At 36.4% G+C, this 23,256-nt stretch carries 20 protein-coding genes and 1 pseudogene; 4 read left to right on the top strand and 17 right to left on the bottom strand.

The window, feature by feature from the left end; genetic code table 11:
• Nucleotides 1–44 precede the first annotated feature (44 nt).
• From tsaD to lexA, 4 genes are all read right to left on the bottom strand, one after another.
• Nucleotides 45–1,052 carry a tRNA (adenosine(37)-N6)-threonylcarbamoyltransferase complex transferase subunit TsaD gene (tsaD, locus tag IPH52_28325; GenBank protein ID MBK7058889.1) on the bottom strand — a complete coding sequence of 336 codons (1,008 nt, stop codon included), beginning with the start codon at nt 1,050–1,052 and terminating at the stop codon, nt 45–47.
• A complete protein-coding gene (locus IPH52_28320; GenBank protein MBK7058888.1) occupies nt 1,053–2,447 on the bottom strand; it encodes a S41 family peptidase in 1,395 nt (464 codons plus the stop codon).
• Complete coding sequence (locus tag IPH52_28315) at nt 2,444–2,734, bottom strand: hypothetical protein (protein MBK7058887.1); 291 nt, start codon at nt 2,732–2,734, stop codon at nt 2,444–2,446. Before IPH52_28315 ends, IPH52_28320 begins: the two co-directional genes overlap by 4 nt.
• Nucleotides 2,735–2,817: 83 nt before the next feature.
• Entirely contained in the window at nt 2,818–3,426 is a 609-nt protein-coding gene (gene lexA, locus IPH52_28310) for a transcriptional repressor LexA (protein MBK7058886.1), read from the bottom strand.
• 436 nt (nt 3,427–3,862) lie between these two features.
• Here lexA and IPH52_28305 point away from each other — a divergent pair, with 436 nt between their 5' ends.
• Complete coding sequence (locus IPH52_28305) at nt 3,863–4,492, top strand: hypothetical protein (GenBank protein MBK7058885.1); 630 nt, start codon at nt 3,863–3,865, stop codon at nt 4,490–4,492.
• Here the strand turns inward: IPH52_28305 and IPH52_28300 are convergent.
• Nucleotides 4,489–5,649 carry a metallophosphoesterase gene (locus IPH52_28300; GenBank protein ID MBK7058884.1) on the bottom strand — a complete coding sequence of 387 codons (1,161 nt, stop codon included), beginning with the start codon at nt 5,647–5,649 and terminating at the stop codon, nt 4,489–4,491. The two genes, IPH52_28305 and IPH52_28300, sit on opposite strands and share 4 nt — an antisense overlap.
• Nucleotides 5,650–6,044: 395 nt before the next feature.
• On the opposite strand from IPH52_28300, the gene IPH52_28295 reads away from it, so the two are divergent.
• Nucleotides 6,045–7,673: an alpha-glucosidase gene (locus IPH52_28295; protein MBK7058883.1), complete on the top strand. Its 1,629-nt coding sequence runs from the start codon at nt 6,045–6,047 to the stop codon at nt 7,671–7,673.
• A 233-nt stretch (nt 7,674–7,906) separates the two neighbouring features.
• Here IPH52_28295 and IPH52_28290 read toward each other — a convergent pair whose 3' ends face one another.
• On the bottom strand, nt 7,907–11,257 hold the full coding sequence (locus tag IPH52_28290; GenBank protein ID MBK7058882.1) for an ABC transporter substrate-binding protein: 3,351 nt from the start codon (nt 11,255–11,257) through the stop codon (nt 7,907–7,909).
• Nucleotides 11,258–11,530: 273 nt separating this feature from the next.
• Here IPH52_28290 and IPH52_28285 point away from each other — a divergent pair, with 273 nt between their 5' ends.
• Nucleotides 11,531–13,705 carry a Cache 3/Cache 2 fusion domain-containing protein gene (locus IPH52_28285; protein MBK7058881.1) on the top strand — a complete coding sequence of 725 codons (2,175 nt, stop codon included), beginning with the start codon at nt 11,531–11,533 and terminating at the stop codon, nt 13,703–13,705.
• Nucleotides 13,706–13,764: 59 nt separating this feature from the next.
• Nucleotides 13,765–14,133 (top strand): hypothetical protein, encoded by a 369-nt coding sequence (locus IPH52_28280; protein ID MBK7058880.1) that lies wholly within the window; start codon nt 13,765–13,767, stop codon nt 14,131–14,133.
• A gap of 31 nt (nt 14,134–14,164) precedes the next feature.
• Here IPH52_28280 and IPH52_28275 read toward each other — a convergent pair whose 3' ends face one another.
• The 11 genes and pseudogenes from IPH52_28275 to IPH52_28225 form a co-directional block, all read right to left on the bottom strand.
• Nucleotides 14,165–15,424, bottom strand: a complete 1,260-nt coding sequence (locus tag IPH52_28275) for a 1-acyl-sn-glycerol-3-phosphate acyltransferase (GenBank protein ID MBK7058879.1) — start codon at nt 15,422–15,424, stop codon at nt 14,165–14,167.
• Nucleotides 15,425–15,484: 60 nt separating this feature from the next.
• Entirely contained in the window at nt 15,485–16,054 is a 570-nt protein-coding gene (locus IPH52_28270; GenBank protein MBK7058878.1) for a carboxymuconolactone decarboxylase family protein, read from the bottom strand.
• On the bottom strand, nt 16,054–17,406 hold the full coding sequence (locus IPH52_28265) for a radical SAM protein (GenBank protein MBK7058877.1): 1,353 nt from the start codon (nt 17,404–17,406) through the stop codon (nt 16,054–16,056). Before IPH52_28265 ends, IPH52_28270 begins: the two co-directional genes overlap by 1 nt.
• Nucleotides 17,407–17,572: 166 nt before the next feature.
• Nucleotides 17,573–18,223, bottom strand: a complete 651-nt coding sequence (locus tag IPH52_28260) for a methyltransferase domain-containing protein (GenBank protein ID MBK7058876.1) — start codon at nt 18,221–18,223, stop codon at nt 17,573–17,575.
• The gene (locus IPH52_28255; GenBank protein MBK7058875.1) at nt 18,220–19,551 is read right to left on the bottom strand and encodes an FAD-dependent oxidoreductase; all 1,332 of its coding nucleotides are present in this window, start codon (nt 19,549–19,551) and stop codon (nt 18,220–18,222) included. The genes IPH52_28260 and IPH52_28255 overlap by 4 nt, the downstream gene beginning before the upstream one ends.
• Nucleotides 19,552–19,680: 129 nt before the next feature.
• The gene (locus tag IPH52_28250) at nt 19,681–20,658 is read right to left on the bottom strand and encodes a permease (GenBank protein ID MBK7058874.1); all 978 of its coding nucleotides are present in this window, start codon (nt 20,656–20,658) and stop codon (nt 19,681–19,683) included.
• Between the two features lie 27 nt (nt 20,659–20,685).
• Nucleotides 20,686–21,171 carry a rhodanese-like domain-containing protein gene (locus IPH52_28245; protein MBK7058873.1) on the bottom strand — a complete coding sequence of 162 codons (486 nt, stop codon included), beginning with the start codon at nt 21,169–21,171 and terminating at the stop codon, nt 20,686–20,688.
• 12 nt (nt 21,172–21,183) lie between these two features.
• Nucleotides 21,184–21,417: a TM0996/MTH895 family glutaredoxin-like protein gene (locus tag IPH52_28240; protein MBK7058872.1), complete on the bottom strand. Its 234-nt coding sequence runs from the start codon at nt 21,415–21,417 to the stop codon at nt 21,184–21,186.
• Between the two features lies 1 nt (nt 21,418).
• Nucleotides 21,419–22,460 (bottom strand): annotated as a pseudogene (arsB, locus tag IPH52_28235) (ACR3 family arsenite efflux transporter).
• Nucleotide 22,461: 1 nt separating this feature from the next.
• Nucleotides 22,462–22,875 carry an arsenate reductase ArsC gene (locus tag IPH52_28230; GenBank protein MBK7058871.1) on the bottom strand — a complete coding sequence of 138 codons (414 nt, stop codon included), beginning with the start codon at nt 22,873–22,875 and terminating at the stop codon, nt 22,462–22,464.
• Nucleotides 22,876–22,885: 10 nt separating this feature from the next.
• Nucleotides 22,886–23,233, bottom strand: a complete 348-nt coding sequence (locus IPH52_28225) for a winged helix-turn-helix transcriptional regulator (GenBank protein ID MBK7058870.1) — start codon at nt 23,231–23,233, stop codon at nt 22,886–22,888.
• Nucleotides 23,234–23,256: the final 23 nt, after the last annotated feature.

Below are 23,256 nucleotides of genomic sequence, written 5' to 3'. Positions count from 1 at the left end.
GAAAGAATAATTATTAGCCAAGAAGTGTAAATCTATTTTTCTATTTAGCGGTTGGGGCTAACTCTAAAATCTATAGAATCAGTCTTACCGGCTTGAAAAAGAAAGTAACCCAGGGATGCAACCATAGCTCCATTGTCTGTGCATAAAACTTTTCGTTCGGGGTAATAAAGCTCAATTTTCCTTTTGATTGCGATTGTCTGTAATCGCTTGCGTAGAGTTTCATTAGCAAGAACTCCACCACTTGCGACAATTGTTTTGATTCCAGTGAGCTTGATAGCTTTTAGAATATTTTTTTCAACTAACTGAAAAGCCGTGTTTTGAAAATGGTAGCAAATTTCATTTATTTTAGATTCATCCAGTTCCTGTTTTTTAATATAATACATCACACTTGTTTTAATTCCGCTATAGGAAAATTGAATTTTATCAGAAGGCAAATCTTTTAACAGTTCGGGAAAAGGACTCTTATCCGCTAGAGACTTAATATGTTGCAATGCTCTTTTTTCTATGGCAGGTCCACCCGGATAAGGTAGATTTAAGAGAGAAGATACTTTATCAAATGCCTCTCCGAGCGCATCATCAGAAGTATCCCCTATTAATTTCATTTTTCCAAAATCCTCTACTATAAAGATAGAAGAATTTCCACCCGAAAGTAAAACTCCGATATAAGGGAATGTAGGAATTTTGTTTTCTAAGTGAACAGTATTTAAGTGTGCCTCTAAATGATCCACTGTGACGATTGGAATTTTACAAGCAAAAGAAATGCAACGGGCAAGCTGAGCGCCTATCATGAGTGAGCCTAATAATCCCGGTCTAGAAGTTACGGCTACATACGATAATTCGCTCAAACTTAGATTTGCATCTTTTAGTGCTTCTTCTAAAAGAAGATTGATTTTTTCTAAATGGGCGCGTGATGCAATTTCAGGAACCACACCTCGAAACTCTGCGTGAGTTTCGATTTGGCTAAATATTTTCAGACTGAGTAATGTCTTTCCGTCTTCTACAATACCAATAGAAGTTTCATCACAGCTAGATTCAATTCCGAGTCCAAGCATTTACATTGAAGTCGGTTTTGGAGTAATCGGATTTAACAATATTTCAATTGCCTTGTTTAGTTGGGGATCAAACTCTCTATCATACACAGGACTTTTTTCTCCGATTGCATTTTCTTTCTTGAGAAGATAACGAGATATAGTCTTATTCATCTTGTATCCTTTCTTAGAAAGCATGTCTTGAAATGCCTTGATGTTCTTTTCCGAATAACCGGGATTATCCTTTACAAAATTCTGAACAATCGTAGTCTTTCCCAATTTTTCAATAAGCACCTTATCGTCATTATCCGGTGTAATTTGATTTACCACAACGTCTGGAGTAATTCCTTTTTTGTGAATGGAAACTCCACTCGGCGTGTAGTATTTTTGAATCGTCAAAGCAATTCCAGTCTTATAAGGGAGATTATAAATGTTTTGAACAGAGCCTTTTCCGAAAGATTGATTTCCTACAATGATGGCTCTTTTATTGTCTTGCAATGCACCGGCTAGAATTTCAGAAGCACTCGCAGAGCCTGCATTTAATAATACTACAACCGGAACATCTAAAACCTTTCCTTGATTGTCTAAAGATTTATAAACACGAATCAGCTTTTCCCCTCTTCCTTTCACAGATACAATGTCTTGATCCGGTCTTAAGAAAATATCGGAGAGTTCAATGGCTAAATCCAAAAGCCCGCCTGGATTTGAGCGCAAATCAACGATTATCCCCTGAGCTTCTTTGGTTGCAAACTCTTGGACTATTCTTTTGAATTCACCGCCTGTATTATTTTCTCTTCCCATGAATTGGGTTAATCGGATGTAGCCAATCTTTTCATTTTCTAGATAGGCGGATTTCAAATATTGAATCTTGATGAGTTCTCTTGTGAGAGTGAGTGGGAATGGATCCTTTTGAGATTTACGCTTAATTTTAATTGTAACGCTTGTGCCAGCAGGACCTCTCATGAGTTTAACTGCATCTTCAATGGACATTTTTTCTGTGCTTTTGCCTGAGATTTCTAAAATGCGATCTTGTGGTTGAATCCCTGCTTTCATTGCAGGAGTATCATCGTAAGGAGAAATCACAAGGATCGAGCCTTCTGAATGAGTGACTTCAAGTCCTACTCCACCAAAACTACCACGAGTTTCGTCCTGCAAATGTTTAAACTCATCCTCACTCATGAAACGTGAGTGTGGATCTCCGAGACTTGCAACAATACCCTTAATGGCGCCAACGTATAAGTTCTTTTCTTCTACTGATTCGACAAAATCAGTCTCAATGAACCCCACTACTTCATGAAGGATTTGTAAATACTTTTCGCCCTCTGTGGAAATCGCCTTCACTCGATCGATTGGTTGAAAGAGAGAGCAACTTAAGATAGCTACGAGGCTAATCCATATATATCGTTCTTTGTTTTTCATCGTTTTGCCATTATTTGTTTGTATAGTTCTGGATTTTGAGATTTTAATTTTTCTAATGCTTGTATTGAATCTAAGCGGAAGATTTCACAGACTTCATTGAATATCTGAAAATCTGTTTTGAGAGCCTTGCCTTCGCTCGGATCGAAATCTAGGTTTTGACTCAAGCGAATCATTGCTACTCTATCGACTAATCGCTTTAAGTCTATATCAGAAACTTGCTCTTTTTTGGGAGCGCAGGAATAAAAAAGACACAGGATTAAGAAAAAAGGGAGAAGGAAACTCTTCATTGATTCATGAGTGTGTGAGTTTCCTTTTTTTGTCAATAGGAATTCACGGACAAACTAAGATTGTCTCTCTAAGATGCAAAAACTTAGTAAAATCTGTAAAGACCAACCAATTTTCCTAAGATACTAGCCTTTTTGGTTTTGATCGTTTTGAATTTGCTATTGCTAGGCTCTAATCTAACCATATCAGCGTCTTTGAAATAAGTCTTGAGAGTAGCCTCGCCTTCAATCAATGCAACGACTATCTCTCCATTGCGAGCGACTTCTTTCTTCTGGATAATAGCAATATCACCGTCATTGATTCCTTCGCCTATCATGGATTCGCCTACAACCTTGAGAGCAAATACAGTTCCTTTCTTAGACATACGATCGGGAACAGGGATATAGTCTTCAATGTTCTCTTCTGCGAAGATTGGCAAACCAGCGGCAACGCGACCTATGAGAGGGATACTCATTACTCGGACAGGTAGACCATCTTGGGCACTATGGCGTAAAAGCTCGATAGCACGAGATTGGTTTTTAGATGTCTTGAGATAGCCTTTCTTTTCGATAGCCTTTAAGTGATCATAAGCACCTTTCGCGGTGATTTGAAATTCATCGCCAATCTCACGAATGGTAGGAGGAACACCTTTGTCTTTGATGACTCCGGTGATAAATTTTAATACAAGTTCTTGTTTGTCAGTTAGTTCTTTCATACTACACAATGTAATAGTGAATATATGTTATGTCAAGGATTTTTGTAAAAAAAATTAAAGATGAACACGGATGGACACAGATGGACACAGATAAGGAATTATTGCAGTCATTTCGAACTAGCTGCATCCGAGCTTGCGCCGTGAGAAATCTATCTGGCAATACAACGATAGTTACGAAGGCGCTGGATAGACCTCTCACGATAAAGCTGTTCGAGGTGACAGGGGTAAAAACTATAACTTGAGTATAGCCATACTTCAATTTTATTCCAAATCATTTATCCATCCGTGTTTATCGGTGTTCATCGGTGGTAATCTTAGATTATTTTCTCTATTAGCGTTGTTTAGAAGGGTTTTAGGTGGGATTAAAATAATTTCTTGACAGAATTTGTTATTTCGAATATATTTTTCGACTCTAAAACTATAGAAGGAAGAATTTATGAAATATTTTATACTATTTGCGATTAGTTTATTTCTAATAGAATGCGGAAGTGCCCCGACTAAGGGAGAAAAAACCTCTCAAGTAAGTGAAATTACTCCAGCAAAGACAGAAGACCCTCGCCAAAAATACCTAAGCCTAAACTTTGCAACTAGCAAATTAAGTAAGGATCAGACAGATAAAAATGCAATTGGAAGAGCAAAGGCACTGACAAATGAAGCCAATGTTTTGTTAAAGCTAAAAAAGAACGAAGAGGCTATTGTCAAATTTGAAGAAGCATTTGAATTTGCGACTGACCCGGAAGCATACTATAGATACGGGAATGCACTTTCCAATGTTTTAAAATTGGAAGAATCCATCAAAGCATATGATATTGCAATCGATTTAGGCTATGATAAAGAATACTATGCAATTTACAATAAAGGTTGCTCTTACAGTATTTTAAAAAATGCAGATGAATCCTTTAAATATATACTACTAGCAGTGGATAAGGGCTATACTGCGGTTCCTTATATGGAGAAAGATCCTGATTTAGAATACGTTCGCTCTTTGCCGGAATGGAAAGCAAAATACAAAGAAATTAAAAAACACGCCAAAGAACGAGAAGACGTAGTAAAATCAAAAGGCTAACTGTTTCGCAATTGAATAACCGTTATCTCTGCGGGGGCGCCAATTCTAAGTGGTGGTCCCCAATAACCTGTCCCACTACTAACATAGAGCCAGGTGTTTTCATGCTTATACAGTCCAGCGACAAACTTTTGGAATAAGTGAATTAGAAAATTGCCAGGAAAATACTGTCCGCCGTGAGTATGACCGGAAAGTTGTAAATCAAATCCTGCCTTGGTCGCTTCAAAGACTGAATTCGGTTGATGAGCCAGCAATACTTTAAAATGAGAATCTTCTTTTGAAAAGGCAGCCTTATTTGGATCAGAGGCATGAGAAGGAAGAATGCTATGCGCCTTATAGTCCGTAACCCCCGCAAGCATAAGCCTTGCCTTTCCGTGGCGGATAATTTCATTTTGATTGAGCAATACATTAATTCCTAAACTTCGAATTTCAGGAAGCCAGGAATTAACACCAGAATAGTATTCATGATTACCCGTAACAAAAAAAGAACCATACTTAGATCGTAAATCTCCGAGTGGGGCAATATGCTCTTTTAGTCTATGAACAGAGCCATCCACCAAATCACCAGTGATGGCAATTAAATCCGCGTCTAGTTCATTGATTCTAGAAACGATAGATTCTAAAAATTCTTTTCGAATAGTAGGACCGATATGAACATCAGAAATCTGAACAATCTTAAATCCAGATAGCTCAGGGTGTAAATTGGAAACAGGAACATCCACATTTTTAATTTCTACTCTATGAAGTGCGCGAAAAAGTCCGTAACCGGTGAGGCTAACGGCAGTTGCCGCAACGGCAGGTTTTAGAAGACTGAGCAAAAATTCTTTTCGATTGATACTATCTGCACTTACTTGCACTATATCGGGAGCATGACGGAAAAATGAAATGAACCAATGAAATCCATTTACGATACTAAAAGAAAAATCATGAAATACCATAAGACTAAACAAAATCGTGATAAAACCCAAACTCGTAAATGCGATAAACGAAAGAGTCCTCTGCCAATGGGAGTCTTCTAGAAATAGACTCGAAAGATAAGCCGCAGGTGTGAGTAATGTGAGTAAGCCGATACAGAACCAAAATAAAATCTTTACAGGAAAGGAAATCTCGTATCCTTCCAGAATTCGATTTCCCACATAATAATAAGCCAAGCCAATCATAAAACTAAAGACACTAATAAAAACTAAAAATCTTTGCAATTTGTTATCTCCACTTGTTTGACTTACGGAATCTAGAAAAAGAAGTAAGATTTAAGTTGCCTATATACCAAGTTTACTACGAGCTATTGTGCGAGAAATGCTATCAAAGATAGTCAAAGTCGTTTTTTTAGTATCTTTGATAGTATACTAGACAGTATCATTGATAGTAACATTGATGCATCGCCATCGTATCGCGTCTTATACCGATAGAGCCCTTTAATGCGGCATATTCGTAATTGCCGAAGGGCGTGGATTAACCCACGCCCTTCGGCAATTACGACTGAACTTCTACCCAACCCACAACATTCCTATTGACTATTTTACCTAAAAAACTTTTCTATCAATAGGAGAATTTTATGAAGTGGTGGCAGAAAACTACAATCTATCAAATCTATCCGAGGTCTTTTTTGGATACGAATGGGGATGGAATCGGAGACTTAGCGGGGATAATAGCAAAGCTGGATTATATCAAAGAGTTAGGATTTGAAACCATTTGGATTTCTCCTTTTTATAAAAGTCCCGGAAAAGACTTTCATTATGATATTAGCGATTACACCCAAATAGACCCAATCTTTGGAACGTTAGACGACGCAAATAGACTGATTCAGGAAACTCATAAAAGAAAAATGCGAATCGTATTTGATATGGTGCTCAATCATACCTCGGACGAGCATCCCTGGTTTAAAGAATCCAGATCGAGTAAAGACAATCCAAAGCGAAATTGGTATCTCTGGAAAAAAGGAAAAGCAAAAGACCAGGCACCTAACAACTGGATATCCATGATTAATAAACCCGGTTGGAATTATGATGCAACAACAGATGAATGGTATTTTGCTAACTTTCTAGATTTTCAACCTGACTTAAATTATCGAAACCCCGAAGTCAAGGAAGCCATGTTTGCCATTATGCGCTACTGGTTGGACAAAGGTGTAGATGGATTTCGTTTAGATATATTCAATAGTATTTACAAAGATGCAGAGTTTAGAGACAATCCGTTCTCCCTTCATTTTATTCCTTCTGCCCATTCCCAGGACGAAGCATTCTTTCAAAAGAAGATTCATACTTTAAATCATCCCGATTGTTTTGGTCTAGCAAAGGAAGTGCACAGTCTACTTGACGAATACAAGGACGATCGTTTTCTTCTAGGAGAAGTGAGTGGCAATGATACTATCTTAAAAAAATTCTTAGGCGATAAAAACGAGGGGCTTCATCTTGTATTTCAATTTGAATTGATTCACTTTGAATTCTCCGCAAAGTTCTTTAGGGACATTCTAAAGAAAAATGAGGCTATTTACCCTTATCCGTTTACTCCTACGTATGTATTTGGCAACCACGACCAGATGCGTTATATGGATAAAATTGACTTCGACCATGCTAAGGCAAAGCTTCTCGTCTTATTTCAATTTACCGCTCGTGGAATTCCTGTCGTCTATTATGGCGAGGAAATCGGAATGCAAGATACAGAAATTCCGAACTGGCAGGGAAAAGATCCAATTGCCCAACAAAATGCTTATTTTCCTAAGTTTCTAGCCAATCTAATCAAAGTCTATATGAATCGCGACAATTGTAGAACTCCCATGCAATGGAACGCTGCGGCTAATGCTGGCTTTACTTCTCCTCCTGCAAAACCATGGCTTGCTGTTTCTAAGAATTATCAACAAGTCAATGTAGAAACAGAACTCGCAGATGAAAATTCTATTCTAAATACCTATAGAGAAATTCTAAAACTCAGAAACAAGCATTCCGCGTTTCAAGAAGGAAGCCTTGAACTAGTAGCGGATTATAAAGAGTATCCAGAGTTACTTGTATTTCGTAGATATGCGGAGGGAAAAAGCCTTGTTGTCTTTTTGAACTTCGGTTCCAACAAACTAGAAATAAAGCTACCTGTTACTCAAAAAACTATCTTTGCCTTAACAGGTGCTCGCATTATTTCTGATTCAAAATTGGAACTAGCGGCTTACAGTGGCATTGTGCTTGGATTGTAATTCGGACTGTTTGCCACAGAGGCACGGAGACACAGAGAGTAATGGAACTGTTCCAACTTTATTCATGTGCATCGAGTGAAAGAGAGCTTTGCATTCAAATTTCGTGTTATAACTGAATAATAACCCAAAATTCTGAAAACAAACAATATTCTATTGCGATGGCTCTCTCGAAAACTCTCTGTGTCGGCGCCAGTGGTGAGTTTACCGAATCCATGCCTCTGTGGCAGCAGGCATTATGCGGGCCGCTTAATTAGTTCCATGAAGAAATGCTGAACCTTCTTCATATAGATTTTATACCATGGATCTTTAGGTGGCTCCGGTGGAAGCTGACTTAGAATCTTTTGTGTCTCTGTATCAGATTTTCTAGAATGTGAAACCTTATCAACCAACTGGAAAATTTCAGGATGCTCTTTTAGGAGTGGCTCAAAGTCCTCACGGGTAATCTCAATTAACCTCGTTTGTGTAAGAGCGATAATATCTGCTGTTCGAATTGCTCCTGTTAAGAGAGCCATTTCTCCGAAGAAGTTACCTGCACCAAGAGAAGCTACTTCTAATACCTTCCCGTTTTCCAATTTGGCTTGGACACTTACTACACCTTCTGCAATGATAAAAAGAGATTGATTGGTGTCGCCTGTATGCACAACTGCATCGCCTGGCTTGAAGTGATGAGTGGTAGAATGAGCACTGAGGTATTTTTTTTCTTTCTCCGTAAACGTTGAAAAAATATCCAACTCCTGCAATACTGTAAGCGGCGAAGCAGCCTTTTCCCCTCGCGCCTTAACTCCACGGAACATATGAATTTCGTGACGTTGTGTCGCAGGCTGAATTCCTGCCCGATAGAGATGTGTCCATATGCTAGTAAATACAGCTTTGCGAACCGCATTCTTTCTTCCGTAATCTTTCCAACAATAACCAATAATATAATCGGCAGACCAATCTGTAAATTCGTTTAACCTTGTGTAAGGCGCTGGATTTTTAAGAACACCCTCAGCAGATAACAACGCATCGAGTAAAATCTTTTGCACACGCTTCGTATTCACATTCGGATCAACATGAATCGTAAACCAGAACTCGGTCACATCTTCCTTAGATCCAAAATTCTGAATTGGCGACTCGGATGCTTTACTATTCGGAATGCTTAGAATAATCATATTTCTAGTTTGAATTCGAGTGGTTCGCCAGGTAATATCGATTACCTTCCCTTCATCTAAAGTGCCAATTTTTACCCAATCCCCTACTCTAAACGGGCGCTCTAAGTTAATTGCAATTCCCGAAAATACGTTCGAAATATTTACCTGAATTGCAAGACCGATAATCATCGCGACCACACCCGATGTAGCTAAGAGAGAAGTAATCTTTTGATCAAATACAAACGCCACAATTCCAAAGAAGGTGAGAATATAAATGAAGATACCCAGGAATAGCCGCACGACGGTAGGAATTTTATTTCCAGTTTTAATTTCGAGAGGATCCCAGATAAATCTTTCAATTGCTTGATTCAAGCGCATAGCAGGGATTACCCACCAGAGTAAATCAAAACTCAAAGTCACCATCTTAATAGAATAAGTATTTAGATCATCTAGTAAATAATCTACTGCTTCAATCTCGCAGGCAATTAAGAATAAAAATACAAATAAAGTGGTAGATACCCAATTTAAGTTAGTATACTTTTGAAACATCTTAAGTCTGCCAGCAATTCCAAGCCCTAGAATAACAAGGACACTAAAACTTAAATAATAACTTGCATGGTTACCCGGTATTAGCCCTCGAATGGTAAATTCATTTTTACGAATTCTAACTCCTAAATTAAAACGGGAGTATTCTGCTTTTGCATCTCTGGAATTGAGATACTTTGGTGCACCGAGAGAAGCACGAGAAAGCGTATCTTGAAAAGACCAAAAATTTGCAATCGACCAACCTGTTACAGGACTTAGAATGTTTTGGTATTTCTTTTTGTTTCCTTCGCCCTTCTTAGAATTTAATCCCATTCCTATCACATCAATTACGTAGATTAAATTATTTCTAGTTAATGTCTTGTGCTTGAAGTTCACGCCTAACGCATGATAGCCCAACTCATATCGAACGGGCAAGGAGTCAGCTTTAAAATTTGCTTTTACGTGGTAGGCTCTGTATTTCATTTGCTCACTTTCATCATGATCTACTAGCTCGCCTAGAGAAACAGGCTCTATATTATTTAGAAATTCAATTTCTTCAGGATGAATGTCTCCTTTAAATCGAAACCAAATATAAAAATCCATCATATAGGTTAATGTGTTTAAATCTAGCTTTGTGATTTCATTGATTTCGATTCCTGTATACACAACGTTGGTTATATACAGATAATTATTATCTATCTTGATAATCTTCTCTTCTTTTAAAGATTTTTCTATATCAGTAATCTCTTTTAGATTTTTGACTGCCTGCAATTGAATCAGCGAGGAGATAACATCATTATTCTTGTAAGAACCAATCGAAATTGGTTTGGGAGAATCTCGATTTTCGTCGTAGTAGTTATACCCTGTTACCCCTTCCACAGCCTCGTCAATATTGACCAATGATTGCAGAGCATCTTTTACAATTTTTCTATCTGCTGCGAGATTTTCTTTTCCACCTTTTAATTCAGCTCGATGAATCACATCAACTAATACGAGGGCAGAATCATACGCATAGGCAGCTCTCCAATCAGGCTCTGCTTTGTATGCCGCTTTGTATTTGTCTTTAAAGCTTTGTGCTTTTTCACTAGCATTATCAAAAATAAGAGGGCTAGTCACCATTACCTCATTTGTGTAATAACCCGGTGATTGTGTTTCTTTTTTTAATTTAGAAAAGGATTCTTTAAATGCGTTAGACGCAAAAGAATCGGGTGCTAGGATTAAATTAGAAAGTCCTGCATCTTTAAATTTTTCTACAAACTTGGCACCGTCTTTGGGAGAAGTAGCAAGAAAGATTAATCCTTTGTAGCCGTTAGACTTTAAGTTTTCTACAACTCCAATAATTTCTTGTTCTGGATTTTCTCCATTATTGGTTTTAATTTTCCATTTGTATTTGGGAGACATTCCTTGAGCCACAAGTGTTTCTTCAAATACTTTTGCTAAATTCGATCCATAGTCTTTATCATCGTGAAGGATTGCATAGACAGGTTCTTTTAAAACTTTCTTGGTGTAGTTTGCTAAAAATCTTCCCTGTGAATTATCATTGAAAATACTTCTAAAATACCATTCGTTCCCAATCGTCACTTTAGGATTTGTTGAAGAGGGAGAAATTGCCGGTATCCCCTTTTCTTGATAAACCGGACCTGCCGCTATAGAGCAAGAGCTACTGTTATGACCGATAACCGCCAGAACAATATTCTTTTTCGCAATTTCTTCTGCTCTTAATTTTGCCTTATCTTTGTCATTTTCATCATCATATACATCGATTACAATTTTTCTTCCATCGACTCCACTTTTTTCGTTTATTGCATTTACGTAGAGTTTTACACCTTCTAGGTAGGATTTTCCATTGGCAGAGTCTTTTCCAGACATAGGTCCAACGACCGCGATATGAATATCTGTATCCGGCTTAACAAGAAGATAAATCCCCATAAAAGTGGAATGGCTGCAAGTATGGAAATAATTTGTTTTCTATATTTGTATAGCATAAGCTTAACCATATCAAAAAATTTCGTTACCATAACAAGTGCAAAAAAATATTTTTAAGTTGAAAGAGAAACGAAAGTCCTAGACAGTGCTTAATGCTTGAAAGAGAATATTTTGTTGGAATTTAGCAATCGCGAAAGTAGTTAATTTCTATCCAAGAAAGGTCTTTTTTACGATATATTATATAGTTTCCTGATTCAGGAAGGAGTTATTCATTTCATGACAAATAGCCCAGCAGTTAAAAAATCAAAGCCCGGTCTTATCTCTAAGATTATTAAAAAGTTTAACCAGTCTAGCTTTGAGATCATTTTCTTCAGTCTTACTTTTTTAGTGCTTTCGGTCATGGGAGTTACAGCATTTACCTATTACAAAAACTCTAGAGCAATCCTTTCTTTAACGGAAGACTTGATTGACCAAATTAACAACCGCGTTATCCAAAAAACAACTAGTTACCTATTCACTGCAGTTGATATGACAGAGCTATCTTCTAAAGTCGCCGGAGAAGGTGCCAATTCCATATTAGACAACCAAGGTCTCAATTCCTTGATGATTAACATTCTAATCCTCCACCCCCAACTCACTATGTTTAATATTGGAAATGAGCGCGGCGACTTTTTGATGCAAAAAAGAGGAACTGACGGAACCATTGCGACTAAGACAATAGACCGAGAAAAAAAAGAACCAAAGGTAACCTGGAAATACAGAGACCAAAGCGGTAAGATTATCAAAGAAGAAACTGTAAAAGAAGACTACGATCCGAGAAAGCGTCCCTGGTATATTGGCGCAAAAGATAAACAGGGATTATTTTGGAGTGATGTTTATATTTTTAGCACAGGAAAAATTCCAGGCATTACAGCATCAGCTCCTGTTCATGGTGCAGATGGAAACCTCATGGGAATATTTGGACTCGATATTCCCCTCATTGAAATTTCTAATTTCCTAGAAGACTTAAGAAAAGAAATTCAAGACAAGAAATTTGGCAAGACAGCCATTGCATTTATCGTCAACACAAAAGGTGATCTTGTGGCTTATCCCGATATAACTCAGCCAATGATCAAAGAACCCAACGGAGATTTTCGTTCCAGAAAAGTCATTGAGTTAGAAGTCAATCCACCTATCGTTCAAAATTCCTATAAGCATTTTTCTGAAACCAAAGAAACAAAATTTACATTTGAGACAGAAGGCAAACGATACATAGCTTCTTATAAAAAATTTCCAGATACGTTTGAGAAAGATTGGACAATTGGTCTTGTGGTTCCAGAAGACGATTACATCGGAGCTATCAAAGAAACAAATGATTTAATGCTTACCATATCCATTGTGATTTTGTGTATCGCAATGGGTCTTGCTTTAATTCTCAACAAAATTAAAAAAGCTTTAAACGCAAGAAACGAATTTATTAAAAATACATTTGGTCGTTACCTATCGGATGACGTTGTTACAAGTATATTAGAATCTCCTAAAGGAACTTCCCTCGGCGGTGAAAAGCGCGAAGTTACAATCATGATGACCGACTTACGAGGATTTACCTCTATCAGTGAAAGATTGCCTGCTGAGAAATGCGTCAATATGATAAACAATTACTTGGATGTAATGACGGACGTAATTTTAAAACACCAGGGCACAATTGACGAATTCATCGGGGATGCAATCCTTGTTATCTTCGGCGCCCCAATTCTTCGAGAAGATGATGCACAGCGTGCAGTTGCCTGTGCAATTGAAATGCAGCTAGCAATGAAACAGGTCAATGAGAAAAATCGACAAGACGGACTTCCAGAAGTAGTAATGGGAATTGGTATTAATACAGGAGAAATCGTAGTAGGAAATATTGGCTCTCATAAGAGGACTAAGTATGGAGTTGTCGGAAGTAATGTAAACTTGACTTCTCGCATTGAATCTTATACAGTCGGCGGACAAACATTCGTATCCCAGAGAACACTCGATGCCTGTGGACCTATCGTTCGAGTTGACGATCAATTAGAGGTAATGCCTAAGGGAGTTAAGAATCCTATCATCATCAGTGAAGTCGGTGGAATTGGTGGAGAGTATAATATCTATTTGCCGGAGAAAAAAGAAGTAGTCCTACATCCAATCAAAAAGAAAATTCAATTTCTGTTTACCATCCTCGCCGGTAAACATGCAAGCACGGATGTTCATTTGGGATACATTACCAAGATGAATGGAAAAGAAGCAGAAATCGAAGCGCCTATTTCCGTAGAAAAACTCAACAACGTAAAAGTAGCACTCGCGGATGAAAACGGAAAAGAAATTGCAAACGACTTATATGCAAAGGTAACTAAAAATATCTCTGAAGGTCCGCAAGTCATTTTCCGAGTGAACTTTACTTCTGTTCCGACAGAGGTAGAAAATGTATTCAAGGAAATCCAGAAATGATTTTTTTTCGTTTACGATTTTTTATAGCAAGATAAAACGAAATAGTGAAGGAATTTTCGATGCAAGAAGAATATACCCCTGAAAAGATTATAGAAATTATCAATAGTGCAGCCAATGCCTCCTTGGAAGCGAGTCAAGCTTCCAAGGCAGAAGCAAAAAAAGTAAAGGAAGGATTTTCAGAAAATGAAATCTCCAAGCTACTAGATAGCACATCCAACGAAATCGTGCGAAGAGAGGAGGTTGATTATTTAGCCAACCAGATTAAAAATCGATTCACTAAAATCAAAGCAATCAGCAAAGACAATTTTAATATGTTTGAAGTTGCAATGCAATGCCATCGGCTAGTCAACGATTACCGCCAACTAGCCAAAGAAAAAGGCTGGAAAGAAATTGAAGCAATGTTCTCTCGCAAAGAAAACAACTTCTAAAAAAGAACCTTTTATTCAAAAATAAGAAGTCTTATTTATTTACTTCATCGCCGACATCAAATGGTGTAACAATCGGTTTCGTAAGCGAAATACAATCCTTGAGAAGTCCTTCCAATTCCTTGCGCAAACGGACTGTTACATCCTCGACAGTCTTCTTTTTATTTTCTTTGTAACTATCATAGTATTCAGCAAGACCAAATGGTTTTGCGATTACAACTTTTGCTCTTCTTGCGCGTGGTTTCGTTGCACCAAAGAGAAGATTTTCAAAACGATAAAGCCATTCCATAAAACGCTCTGCACTTGGATAAGCTAGCAAGTATTCAGGCTTAATCACTAAGAACAGATAAGCTCTATCTACATCCTTTTGGACAAAATCCAAATCACGCTTAGAGATTTTTACAGTTTGCTTACCAAGACCAGAATAAATTCCATCGAGCACAGTAAACACTTCTCTGATTTTATGAATTGCATCTTCGTTTGCTTCAAACTTAATTCCTAGTTTTTCAGCAGCACGATTAAGAGCCGCATGGCGAATAGCCCCTACTCTATAATCATAGTCCTTATCTGTAATTGGAGAAATTCCATACTCTCTCTCTCCATCTTCTAAAAGAATACGACCAACAGTTAGAAAGCGACGAAGTAGGTTTTTATTGTCGGGATTAATCTTGAGTTTGCGCTCGATTGCTTCGAGAGAAGTTTCAATCTCATGAAAAAGAGACTGTTCTGTCCCGGATAGTATGTATTTGACGAACGCTGGCAATACTTTTACATCTGCGTTTGGTTCTTTCTTTCTTGCGTCTTCCAAACCCCAAAAACCAATCTGAGCAATACCAGGCATAAATGGAATCAGGTTGTCATTTTCTCCAGAGCACATTCCTTCGGGATAAATAACTAATTTGCCTTTATCCCCTGCCAAAATTGACTTTGCCATCTTGACTGACTCTCTATCAGCTCCACCGGATAATACGGAGAATGCGCCAACTTTCTTAATCAATTCGCCAACAATCCCGAAACCCCAATTGAATACGTTACGGGAAGCCATATAATAAAAGCGTGACCCTATTACATTAGCCACATAGTATGCAACTGGAGGTTCAATTGTAGATGGATGGTTACTAAAATAAAGAAGCCTTTCTTTGTTGAGGCTGCGAAGAGTGACTTTGTCTTCATCTGAAATATCAACACCATCTATATTTAGCGCTGATTTTAATATGACTGGTAGGGATAAATCCATTCCCCAGAGAAATGGATAATTGATATCATGCGATATAAAAAAGTTTTTATTGTCCATAGCTTTACTTAAGTAACTATATATTTTTTGACAAGAATAAAAACTGTTTTTAGTTCATAGTTATTTTTTAAAATCAATCACAGGACAATCTTTTAAAAAACCTAAGGGTTGAATACCAAGACCTTGCATCAACACTGTCCAATAACTGACCTGTGCAATAGTGGAAGCGATGATTAGAATGGCTCTCTCCGAAAATTCTTGTTTTAATTTTTGAATTGTTTCCGATTGAATATTGCCTTTAGTTAATGTTAATTCTTTTGCGTAATTTAAGGCTGCTTTTTCTTTTTCGGAAAATGTAGAAACTTTTTCTATTTCAATTTTTCCCTGGAGAGTTTCAATTTCTTGAATGGAAATATTGTGCAACTGGTAGTCAGAAAAATTCATATCAATACAAAATGCGCAAGAGGAACTTATCGAAACTTGCATTCGGATTAGTTTCAATAGTCTTTTGTTGACTTCCCTATCATTGAATGTAATAAGGCTTTCTAGTAAGATAGAACTCAAGGCAGCTTTCGGATACCAAAGCAATACTCTGGCAATTTCCAATTTTGCGCCCATATATTTTTCAATGGAACGAATGAGTATTTTTGAAAATAGATTCATTCGATCAGGTTCTTTTATGTATGCCATTAGTCTCCAATCTTATAATATTCTAAACCGATTCCAACAAGTTCTTTAACAGGTCTGCAATTTGTTGAATGAATTTTTCCGTTATTCTCATTAGCTGCAATCGTTGCACACCCGCCACCGCAAGAAAGGCTAACAGAACAATCTTTGCATTCTTCCATTGTTAAAACATCTCTTGTTTGCCATTCTAAAACTTTTTCTTGATTCAAAGGAGTGTCTTTCTCAAAATAATTTCCGAGTTGGTATTTGGAAACTCCTACCGTTGCAGTGCAACTATAGATTCCTCCATTTGCATCAAAAGCCCATTCCTTTTTACAGGCAGGACAGGAATCAAAAATGGGAACGGGAAGTTCTCCTGATTCTGCGAGCATTCTCATACCATGAAATCCAGGCTTATGATACTTTTTTAAAATAGGAAATTCTTCGGATAGTTTAAAATATTCCAACCACATATCATATCGACTAAATAATTGTTTTGTATCCTGACAGGAATGCAATTCATAGTTTCTACCGATAGAAGTTTCAAAATGACTTGCAGGATAATCTAAAAATCCTTTTTCATCACAATACTCCGCTAATTTTACAAGGGATGCTATATTTCGTTTATCTAATATACTTCTCAGATTAATTCTATATCCATTTTTTAAAGCTAATTCAACACCTTCCATGATTGTATCAAAAGTTGTTTCTTTTGAGCGAGTAAATCGTCTGCTATTGTGATTTTCTCTGTCTCCATCAACTGTCACTTGAATTTCTTTTATATTTACTCCGAGCGATTTAAAATCATGAATATAATTTTTTAATTCATAACCATTCGTAACAATAGCCACAGGTATATTCGACTTTACCGCTTTTGATAAAAAATACATTATATGATTCTTATGCTTTTCTCCTCCCAGTAGAGGCTCACCTCCAAACAAAGTGATATATACTCCACCTGGTTCATTCGAAAATTTCTTATCAATATAATTAAAAAATTTATCTGTAATTTCATTGTTCAAAGTTTTAGAATTTTGATTATATTCTTCTTGAAAACAATACACACAACTAAAATTGCAAACATAGGAAGTAGAAAAAATTAATTGAGTGGCAGTCTTTTCATATTCATCCATGAACTCTAAGTATTTTTCATTGATCTTATCTTCTTCTACGTCTTTATCAGAATAAAGATAACCTCTTTCTAACATATAATCAGAAAGATGATAATTATCCCAATTGTTTAAAGAAATTCTATTTTTTAATTCTTCCAATTCCTTTTTCTCAATCTTATCAATAGAACCAGAAAGATAATTTAGAATCAATGCATCATCTGAATTAATTCTATCTGCTAAAAATGTATGTTTGGATAATATCATATAACCTCTTCCATGAAGGAAAGGTTATTACACCTCACCTTCATGGTTCGTAAAAATTTAATCGTGGCAACCAGAGATGATTTTAGATTCTTTGGCGCAACATTGTGCTACAGTTTGTGAACTTTTCTTTTCGTTTTTTTTGTTAATTGGTTTCATACTTTACTCCTTACTTAAATGATCGTATTGTTAAGCTAATTACTATCACTCCACCTTTTTCATACGGCTTTGATTCTTCCAGAATTTCAATTTCTGTAAATCCTGCATCCCTAATTGAATTGAAATATTCTTCTTTTGGAATTGCGCCGCCATAGCAACCAGCCCAGGCTTCTGGATTACCGGTTACTTCATCGGGAAGTTTTGTGTCAGCTAATACATCTGAAACAATAAACCTCCCACCTGATTTTAATATTCTATAAATTTCTTTATACACTGCGGTTTTATCTTTTGCATGATTAATTGTGCAGTTGGAAATTACAACATCCGCAGTTGCTGATTCTAAAGGAATTGAATCAATTGAGGACTCAATAAATTTAGCGTTTTCTAATTTTAATTTTTTTCTATTGGACTCTGCTACTTGAATCATCTCATTCGTAAAATCAATTCCATAGACTTTCCCGGAAGAGCCAACTACGCGAGATGCTTTTAAAACATCCATTCCCTTTCCGCTTCCTAAATCAACAAAGCATTCACCAACCTGAATATTAGCTTTATCTAATGCTCCACCACAAGAAAGACAACAGGATTTATTTGCTTCTTCTGCATATCTTACATTAATCGTCTTTTTTAATTCTTCTGTAGGTATTGTTGATTGGTTCATTTTTGTGCTCCCACTTTCTCTTCTTGAAATTTCTGAATATATTTTTCAGCATTGATAGCAGCTATGCAACCATCACTTACAGCTGTAACAGCTTGCCTAATTTTTTTTACTCTAATATCACCGGCTGCATATACTCCTGGAATATTTGTTTCCATGTCTTCGTTTGCAATCACATATCCCCCTTTATCTTTGTGGATTGACTCATCTAATGATGAAACGTTAGGAACCATTCCGACAAAAATAAAAATACCATCTGTAACATGTTTATTAATTTTTCCTGTATTCAAATCTTCTAATTCAATCGACATTTTGTTATTATCCAGAAGTTCAAATTTGCGGGGTTCTTGTCGATAGAGAAGTTGTATATTAGGATGAGCTAATACTTTATCTATTGCAGTTTGGTTTGCGGTCAATTTATCTAGTTGTTGAATAATTGTAATCTTTGATGCAAACCTGGTTAAAAAAAGAGACTCTTCCACAGCAGAATTTCCTCCACCAATCACAAACAACTCTTTACCATCATAATATTTTCCATCGCAAGTAGAGCAATAGGAAATTCCTCTTCCAGAAAGTTCCTTTTCACCAATTGCATTTACCAAACGAGGCTTTGCTCCCATTGCCAGTATTATAGTTTTTGAGACTACTTCCAATTCTTCATCAACGACTACTCTATGTAAGCCTCCGTTTTTTGAAAATTGAATAGAAGTAATATCGACAGCTCCAATCACTTCTGAGCCTGCATTTTTTGCCTGCGTTTCCATGTAATGAGCAAGCATATAACCTTCAATAGCCTTTCCTGTTCCTGGATAATTAGAAATCATATGAGTCGATTTGACCTGACCACCCGGAAGAGCTGTATCAATAATAATTGTTTTTAGTTTTGCTTGCGCTGCATAAATTGCGGCACTTGCACCCGCAGGTCCTCCGCCAAGAATTATGACATCCGCATTTTTAGTTTTGGTTTCTTTTTTAGAAATGATAGTATTAAATGTATCATTTGGAATTAACTCATGTATCTTTTCTTTTAACTCCGTTTTTTTTATTCCACCCATAAGTCTTCCAGAAATTTCTTTTCCATCTTTATAGAAAATAACTGTTGGACTAGATGTTACACCGAGTTTGGTAGCAAGTTCTCTATTTTGTTGTCTGAAGATTTTATAAAATTTAATATCCCGACCAAATTTATTTGCCATATCCTCATACTTTGGAGCCAGTGCATCACAGGGAGCGCATTCATCCGAATAGAAATCTAAAATTACCGGTTCTTTAGAATTTAAGATTTTTTGCTCGTATTCATTCATATTTATTTCGATTATATTACCAGTCATTTCGATCCCCTTTCCTTTATTAGACATACTATACCCCATATGGTATTACAACTAAATAAAAGAAAGCGTAATTTTTTTACAATCTAAATATTTTTTCTTTTCAGATTAGCTATTTTACTAACGATCTCTTTACAAAATCCAATTAAACATATATCCTGAAATTATAATGCAAATTGTAACAACTCCAAAGAAGATGGAAATTAATTTAATGCTCATAACTTTTTTCAGAAGTGTAGCTTCTGGAATAGAAAGTCCAATGACTGCCATCATAAAAGCAAGGGATGTTCCAATAGGAATTCCTTTTGCTACAAAAACCTGGATGATGGGGATAATGCCTGTTGCATTCGCATACATGGGAACTCCTAGGATAACAGCTAATGGCACAGCATACCAAGTATCTTTACCAATGTATTGTTCAAAAAAAGCTTCTGGCACATAACCGTGCATTGCCGCACCAATAGCAATTCCCAGAATTACATAAAGGACAACACTCTTTACAATTCCAAATGCCTCTCTTGTAATTTCGGGCACTCGTTGTAAAAACGTTTTCTTTTCTAATTCAAAGATTTCTCTTTCCGATTCTGCTTTTTCCCAGATTTGTCTGACCCAGTCTGTTAAGAGAGGTTCTAAGTTTAACTTGCCCAAAATAAGTCCACTCACAACACCCAATAAAATTCCACTTATTACATAGATTGCAGTTGTCTTAAGACCGAACATTCCCAAAAAAATAGCAACTGCTACTTCATTCACGAGAGGGGATGTGACCAAAAAAGCGAATGTGACACCTAAAGGAATTCCTCCTTTTATAAATCCAATGAAAAGGGGAACAGACGAGCAGGAGCAAAATGGAGTAACCGCTCCAAACGTAGAGGCAATAATATATTCCAAGCCATACATTTTATGTCTGGAAAGAAAATTTTGAATGCGGTCTATTGGAAAGTAAGCGTTTACAATACCCATTAAGAACGTTATGAGAAATAGTAAAATTAAAATCTTAATCGTATCATATACGAAGAAATTTAAAGCATTGCCTAAATTGGAATTTTGAGCCATTCCGAGGATACTGTATATTAACCAATCAGAAAAAATCTGAATCCAGTCAAACATTAACAATATCCTCCAGTTGCATTTTCCTTAACAACAAGAAGTCCCATCTTTACTTGGTGTGCTACAGCAAGATGATTCTGAACTTGATTTCTCCTTAGATGATGTTCCACAACAAGAACTCTCTACTTTCTCTGTTGAAGAGGTGCTACAGCAACTATCTGCGTTTTGACTTGAAACAGCAGAGACATTTCCTTTAGTAGGAAAACCTTTTTTTATCCATCTGTCCATTCCATGCTCCATATTCATGACATTTGTATAGCCGCGATTCATAAGATAGTAAGTTGCTTTTAAACTTTTCACGCCCGCAGCGCAAACGAAAATTACGTCTCCCTCTTTTGGAATTTCTTGCCATCTGTCTTCTAGTTCACTCAATGGTATTAACAGAATGCGAGGCACATCAAATGAAACTTCGTTGATTTCATTTAACTCTCTCACATCGACTAAAAGAGCACCTTGTTTAATAAGCCCTTGCGTTGTTGTAGGGCAAACTTCTTTTGCTTTTGTTGCTTCCATAAATTTATTCTCCTAATTTTTTAATAATTCTCTTACTTCATTAACCGTTGGAACTCTTCCCTTTACTTTCACCACTTCGTCAATAACGACAACCGGTGTGGCTAATACGTTGTATTTCATGATTTCTTGAATGTCTTCTACCTTTTCAATTGTAGGTGTTAGATTCAATTCTTTAGAAACCTTCTCTATCACTTCTTGGGTTAATTTACATTTGGCGCAACCTGTGCCCAATATTTTAATTACCATTTTAATTCTCCTTAAACTTACTCTTTTGACTCAATGCAAAATTGACTAATAGAATCAGGGCTGGAACTTCAATGAGAGGTCCAATAACCGCAGCAAAGGCTACTCCTGAGTTAATCCCAAATACTCCAATAGCGACTGCAATTCCTAATTCGAAATTGTTTCCGGCAGCAGTGAAGGCAAGAGATACACATTTGGGATAATCTGTGCCTGCTTTTTTCGCTAAATAAAAAGCGCTAAAAAACATGATACTAAAATAAAAGAGAAGCGGAATCGCAATTCTAATTACATCAAATGGAATTTGCAACAATCAAATTTCCTTTGTAGCTAAACATAATTACGATTGTGAAGAGAAGAGCGACGAGCGTAATTGGACTGATTTTAGGAATGAATTTGGATTGATACCATTCTTTTCCTTTTAGTTTAACAAGAACAAACCTTGTAATCATTCCTGCGATAAATGGAATTCCTAAATAGATAAATACACTTTCTGCAATTTGCGCAATACTGATATTAACCTCTACTCCTTTAATACCAAATAGGGTAGGTAAATAGGTAACAAAAATATAAGCATAAACACTATAGAATAGAACTTGAAAAATACTATTGAAGGCAACAAGCCCCGCAACATACTCGTTATCCCCTTTAGCCAGATCGTTCCAAACGATTACCATTGCAATACATCTTGCGATTCCAATCATAATGAGTCCAATCATGTATTCTGGTTTATCGGGTAAAAAAATTACAGCAAGAGCAAACATTAATACAGGACCAATAATCCAGTTTTGTAGCAGAGACAAGGCAAGTATTTTAGTGTTCTTGAATACATTTCCCATTTCTTCATACTTTACTTTTGCAAGAGGAGGATACATCATGAGTATTAAACCAAATGCAATGAGTAAATTTGTAGAGCCACTTTGAAATTGATTTAATAGAGTCGGAGTTTCAGGAAAAAAATGTCCAATGCCTACGCCTAAAAACATTGCCAAAAAAATCCATAGAGTTAAGTAACGATCTAAAAAGGAAAGTTGTTTATCGGATTTCATTTTATAAATTTTCCTCTATAAATTTTTTACTGTATTCTTTTACTTCATCCCGCGTTTTTCGAAAAGCATTTGCAATTTCTTCTTCACTTCCCTTTACCTTAGATGGATCTGAAAAATTGTGATGAAATCTTTTTGCGTTCGAAGGAATGTAGGGACAGTTTTCTTTTGCATGATCGCAAACAGTAATGATAAAATCAAATTGAACTTTCTCATATTCGTTCACATGATTGGAAGTATGTTTGGAAATATCAATTCCGGCTTCTTTCATATACAATATTGCATTGGGATTTACTCCGTGAGTTTCAATTCCAGCACTATAAATTTCTGCTTTTCCATTTGCGAAGTATCGTAGAAAGCCTTCTGCCATTTGACTTCTGCAACTATTTCCTGTGCATAAAACTAAAATTTTTTTCATGTTAAACTCCTTAATTCTTGCAATCTAACTTTGAATTCTTCTTATACTTATTTAAACTTTTATAAACTTGATTGATAGAATTGTAAAACTCATCTAGCTTTTTCCAATTAATACAGTAGCAAGACTTTGCACCATCTATATCACCTTGAATAAATCCTACGTCCTTTAGGTCTTTTAAATGTTGAGACACCGTTGATTGAGCGAGTGGAATTACTTCTACAATTTCCCCGCAGATACATTCTTTTTTTTCTGCTATCGTTTGTAAAATTGCGATTCTTGCAGGATGCGAAAGCGCTTTCGCAAACTCCGACAATTTTATCATATCTTTATCGAATTCATTCTTCTTGTTAAGAGCCATAGTGTATATCGTAAATATGCGAT

The sequence above is a fragment of the Leptospiraceae bacterium genome (assembly GCA_016708435.1).
GTDB lineage: Bacteria > Spirochaetota > Leptospiria > Leptospirales > Leptospiraceae > UBA2033.
Note: the sequence above shows the minus strand (reverse complement) of the source record. Positions and strands in the feature narration are given on the sequence as shown.

Coding starts and splice junctions, on each gene's coding strand:
- IPH52_28260 (MBK7058876.1), bottom strand. CDS start 18,223: ATGAACCAATCAACAATACCTACAGAAGAATTAAAAAAGACGATTAAT.
- IPH52_28295 (MBK7058883.1), top strand. CDS start 6,045: ATGAAGTGGTGGCAGAAAACTACAATCTATCAAATCTATCCGAGGTCT.
- IPH52_28320 (MBK7058888.1), bottom strand. CDS start 2,447: ATGAAAAACAAAGAACGATATATATGGATTAGCCTCGTAGCTATCTTA.
- lexA (MBK7058886.1), bottom strand. CDS start 3,426: ATGAAAGAACTAACTGACAAACAAGAACTTGTATTAAAATTTATCACC.
- IPH52_28270 (MBK7058878.1), bottom strand. CDS start 16,054: ATGGCATACATAAAAGAACCTGATCGAATGAATCTATTTTCAAAAATA.
- IPH52_28245 (MBK7058873.1), bottom strand. CDS start 21,171: ATGGAAGCAACAAAAGCAAAAGAAGTTTGCCCTACAACAACGCAAGGG.
- tsaD (MBK7058889.1), bottom strand. CDS start 1,052: ATGCTTGGACTCGGAATTGAATCTAGCTGTGATGAAACTTCTATTGGT.
- IPH52_28225 (MBK7058870.1), bottom strand. CDS start 23,233: ATGGCTCTTAACAAGAAGAATGAATTCGATAAAGATATGATAAAATTG.
- IPH52_28255 (MBK7058875.1), bottom strand. CDS start 19,551: ATGACTGGTAATATAATCGAAATAAATATGAATGAATACGAGCAAAAA.
- IPH52_28230 (MBK7058871.1), bottom strand. CDS start 22,875: ATGAAAAAAATTTTAGTTTTATGCACAGGAAATAGTTGCAGAAGTCAA.
- IPH52_28315 (MBK7058887.1), bottom strand. CDS start 2,734: ATGAAGAGTTTCCTTCTCCCTTTTTTCTTAATCCTGTGTCTTTTTTAT.
- IPH52_28250 (MBK7058874.1), bottom strand. CDS start 20,658: ATGTTTGACTGGATTCAGATTTTTTCTGATTGGTTAATATACAGTATC.
- IPH52_28280 (MBK7058880.1), top strand. CDS start 13,765: ATGCAAGAAGAATATACCCCTGAAAAGATTATAGAAATTATCAATAGT.
- IPH52_28265 (MBK7058877.1), bottom strand. CDS start 17,406: ATGATATTATCCAAACATACATTTTTAGCAGATAGAATTAATTCAGAT.
- IPH52_28275 (MBK7058879.1), bottom strand. CDS start 15,424: ATGGACAATAAAAACTTTTTTATATCGCATGATATCAATTATCCATTT.
- IPH52_28285 (MBK7058881.1), top strand. CDS start 11,531: ATGACAAATAGCCCAGCAGTTAAAAAATCAAAGCCCGGTCTTATCTCT.
- IPH52_28305 (MBK7058885.1), top strand. CDS start 3,863: ATGAAATATTTTATACTATTTGCGATTAGTTTATTTCTAATAGAATGC.
- IPH52_28240 (MBK7058872.1), bottom strand. CDS start 21,417: ATGGTAATTAAAATATTGGGCACAGGTTGCGCCAAATGTAAATTAACC.
- IPH52_28290 (MBK7058882.1), bottom strand. CDS start 11,257: ATGGGGATTTATCTTCTTGTTAAGCCGGATACAGATATTCATATCGCG.
- IPH52_28300 (MBK7058884.1), bottom strand. CDS start 5,649: ATGATTGGCTTGGCTTATTATTATGTGGGAAATCGAATTCTGGAAGGA.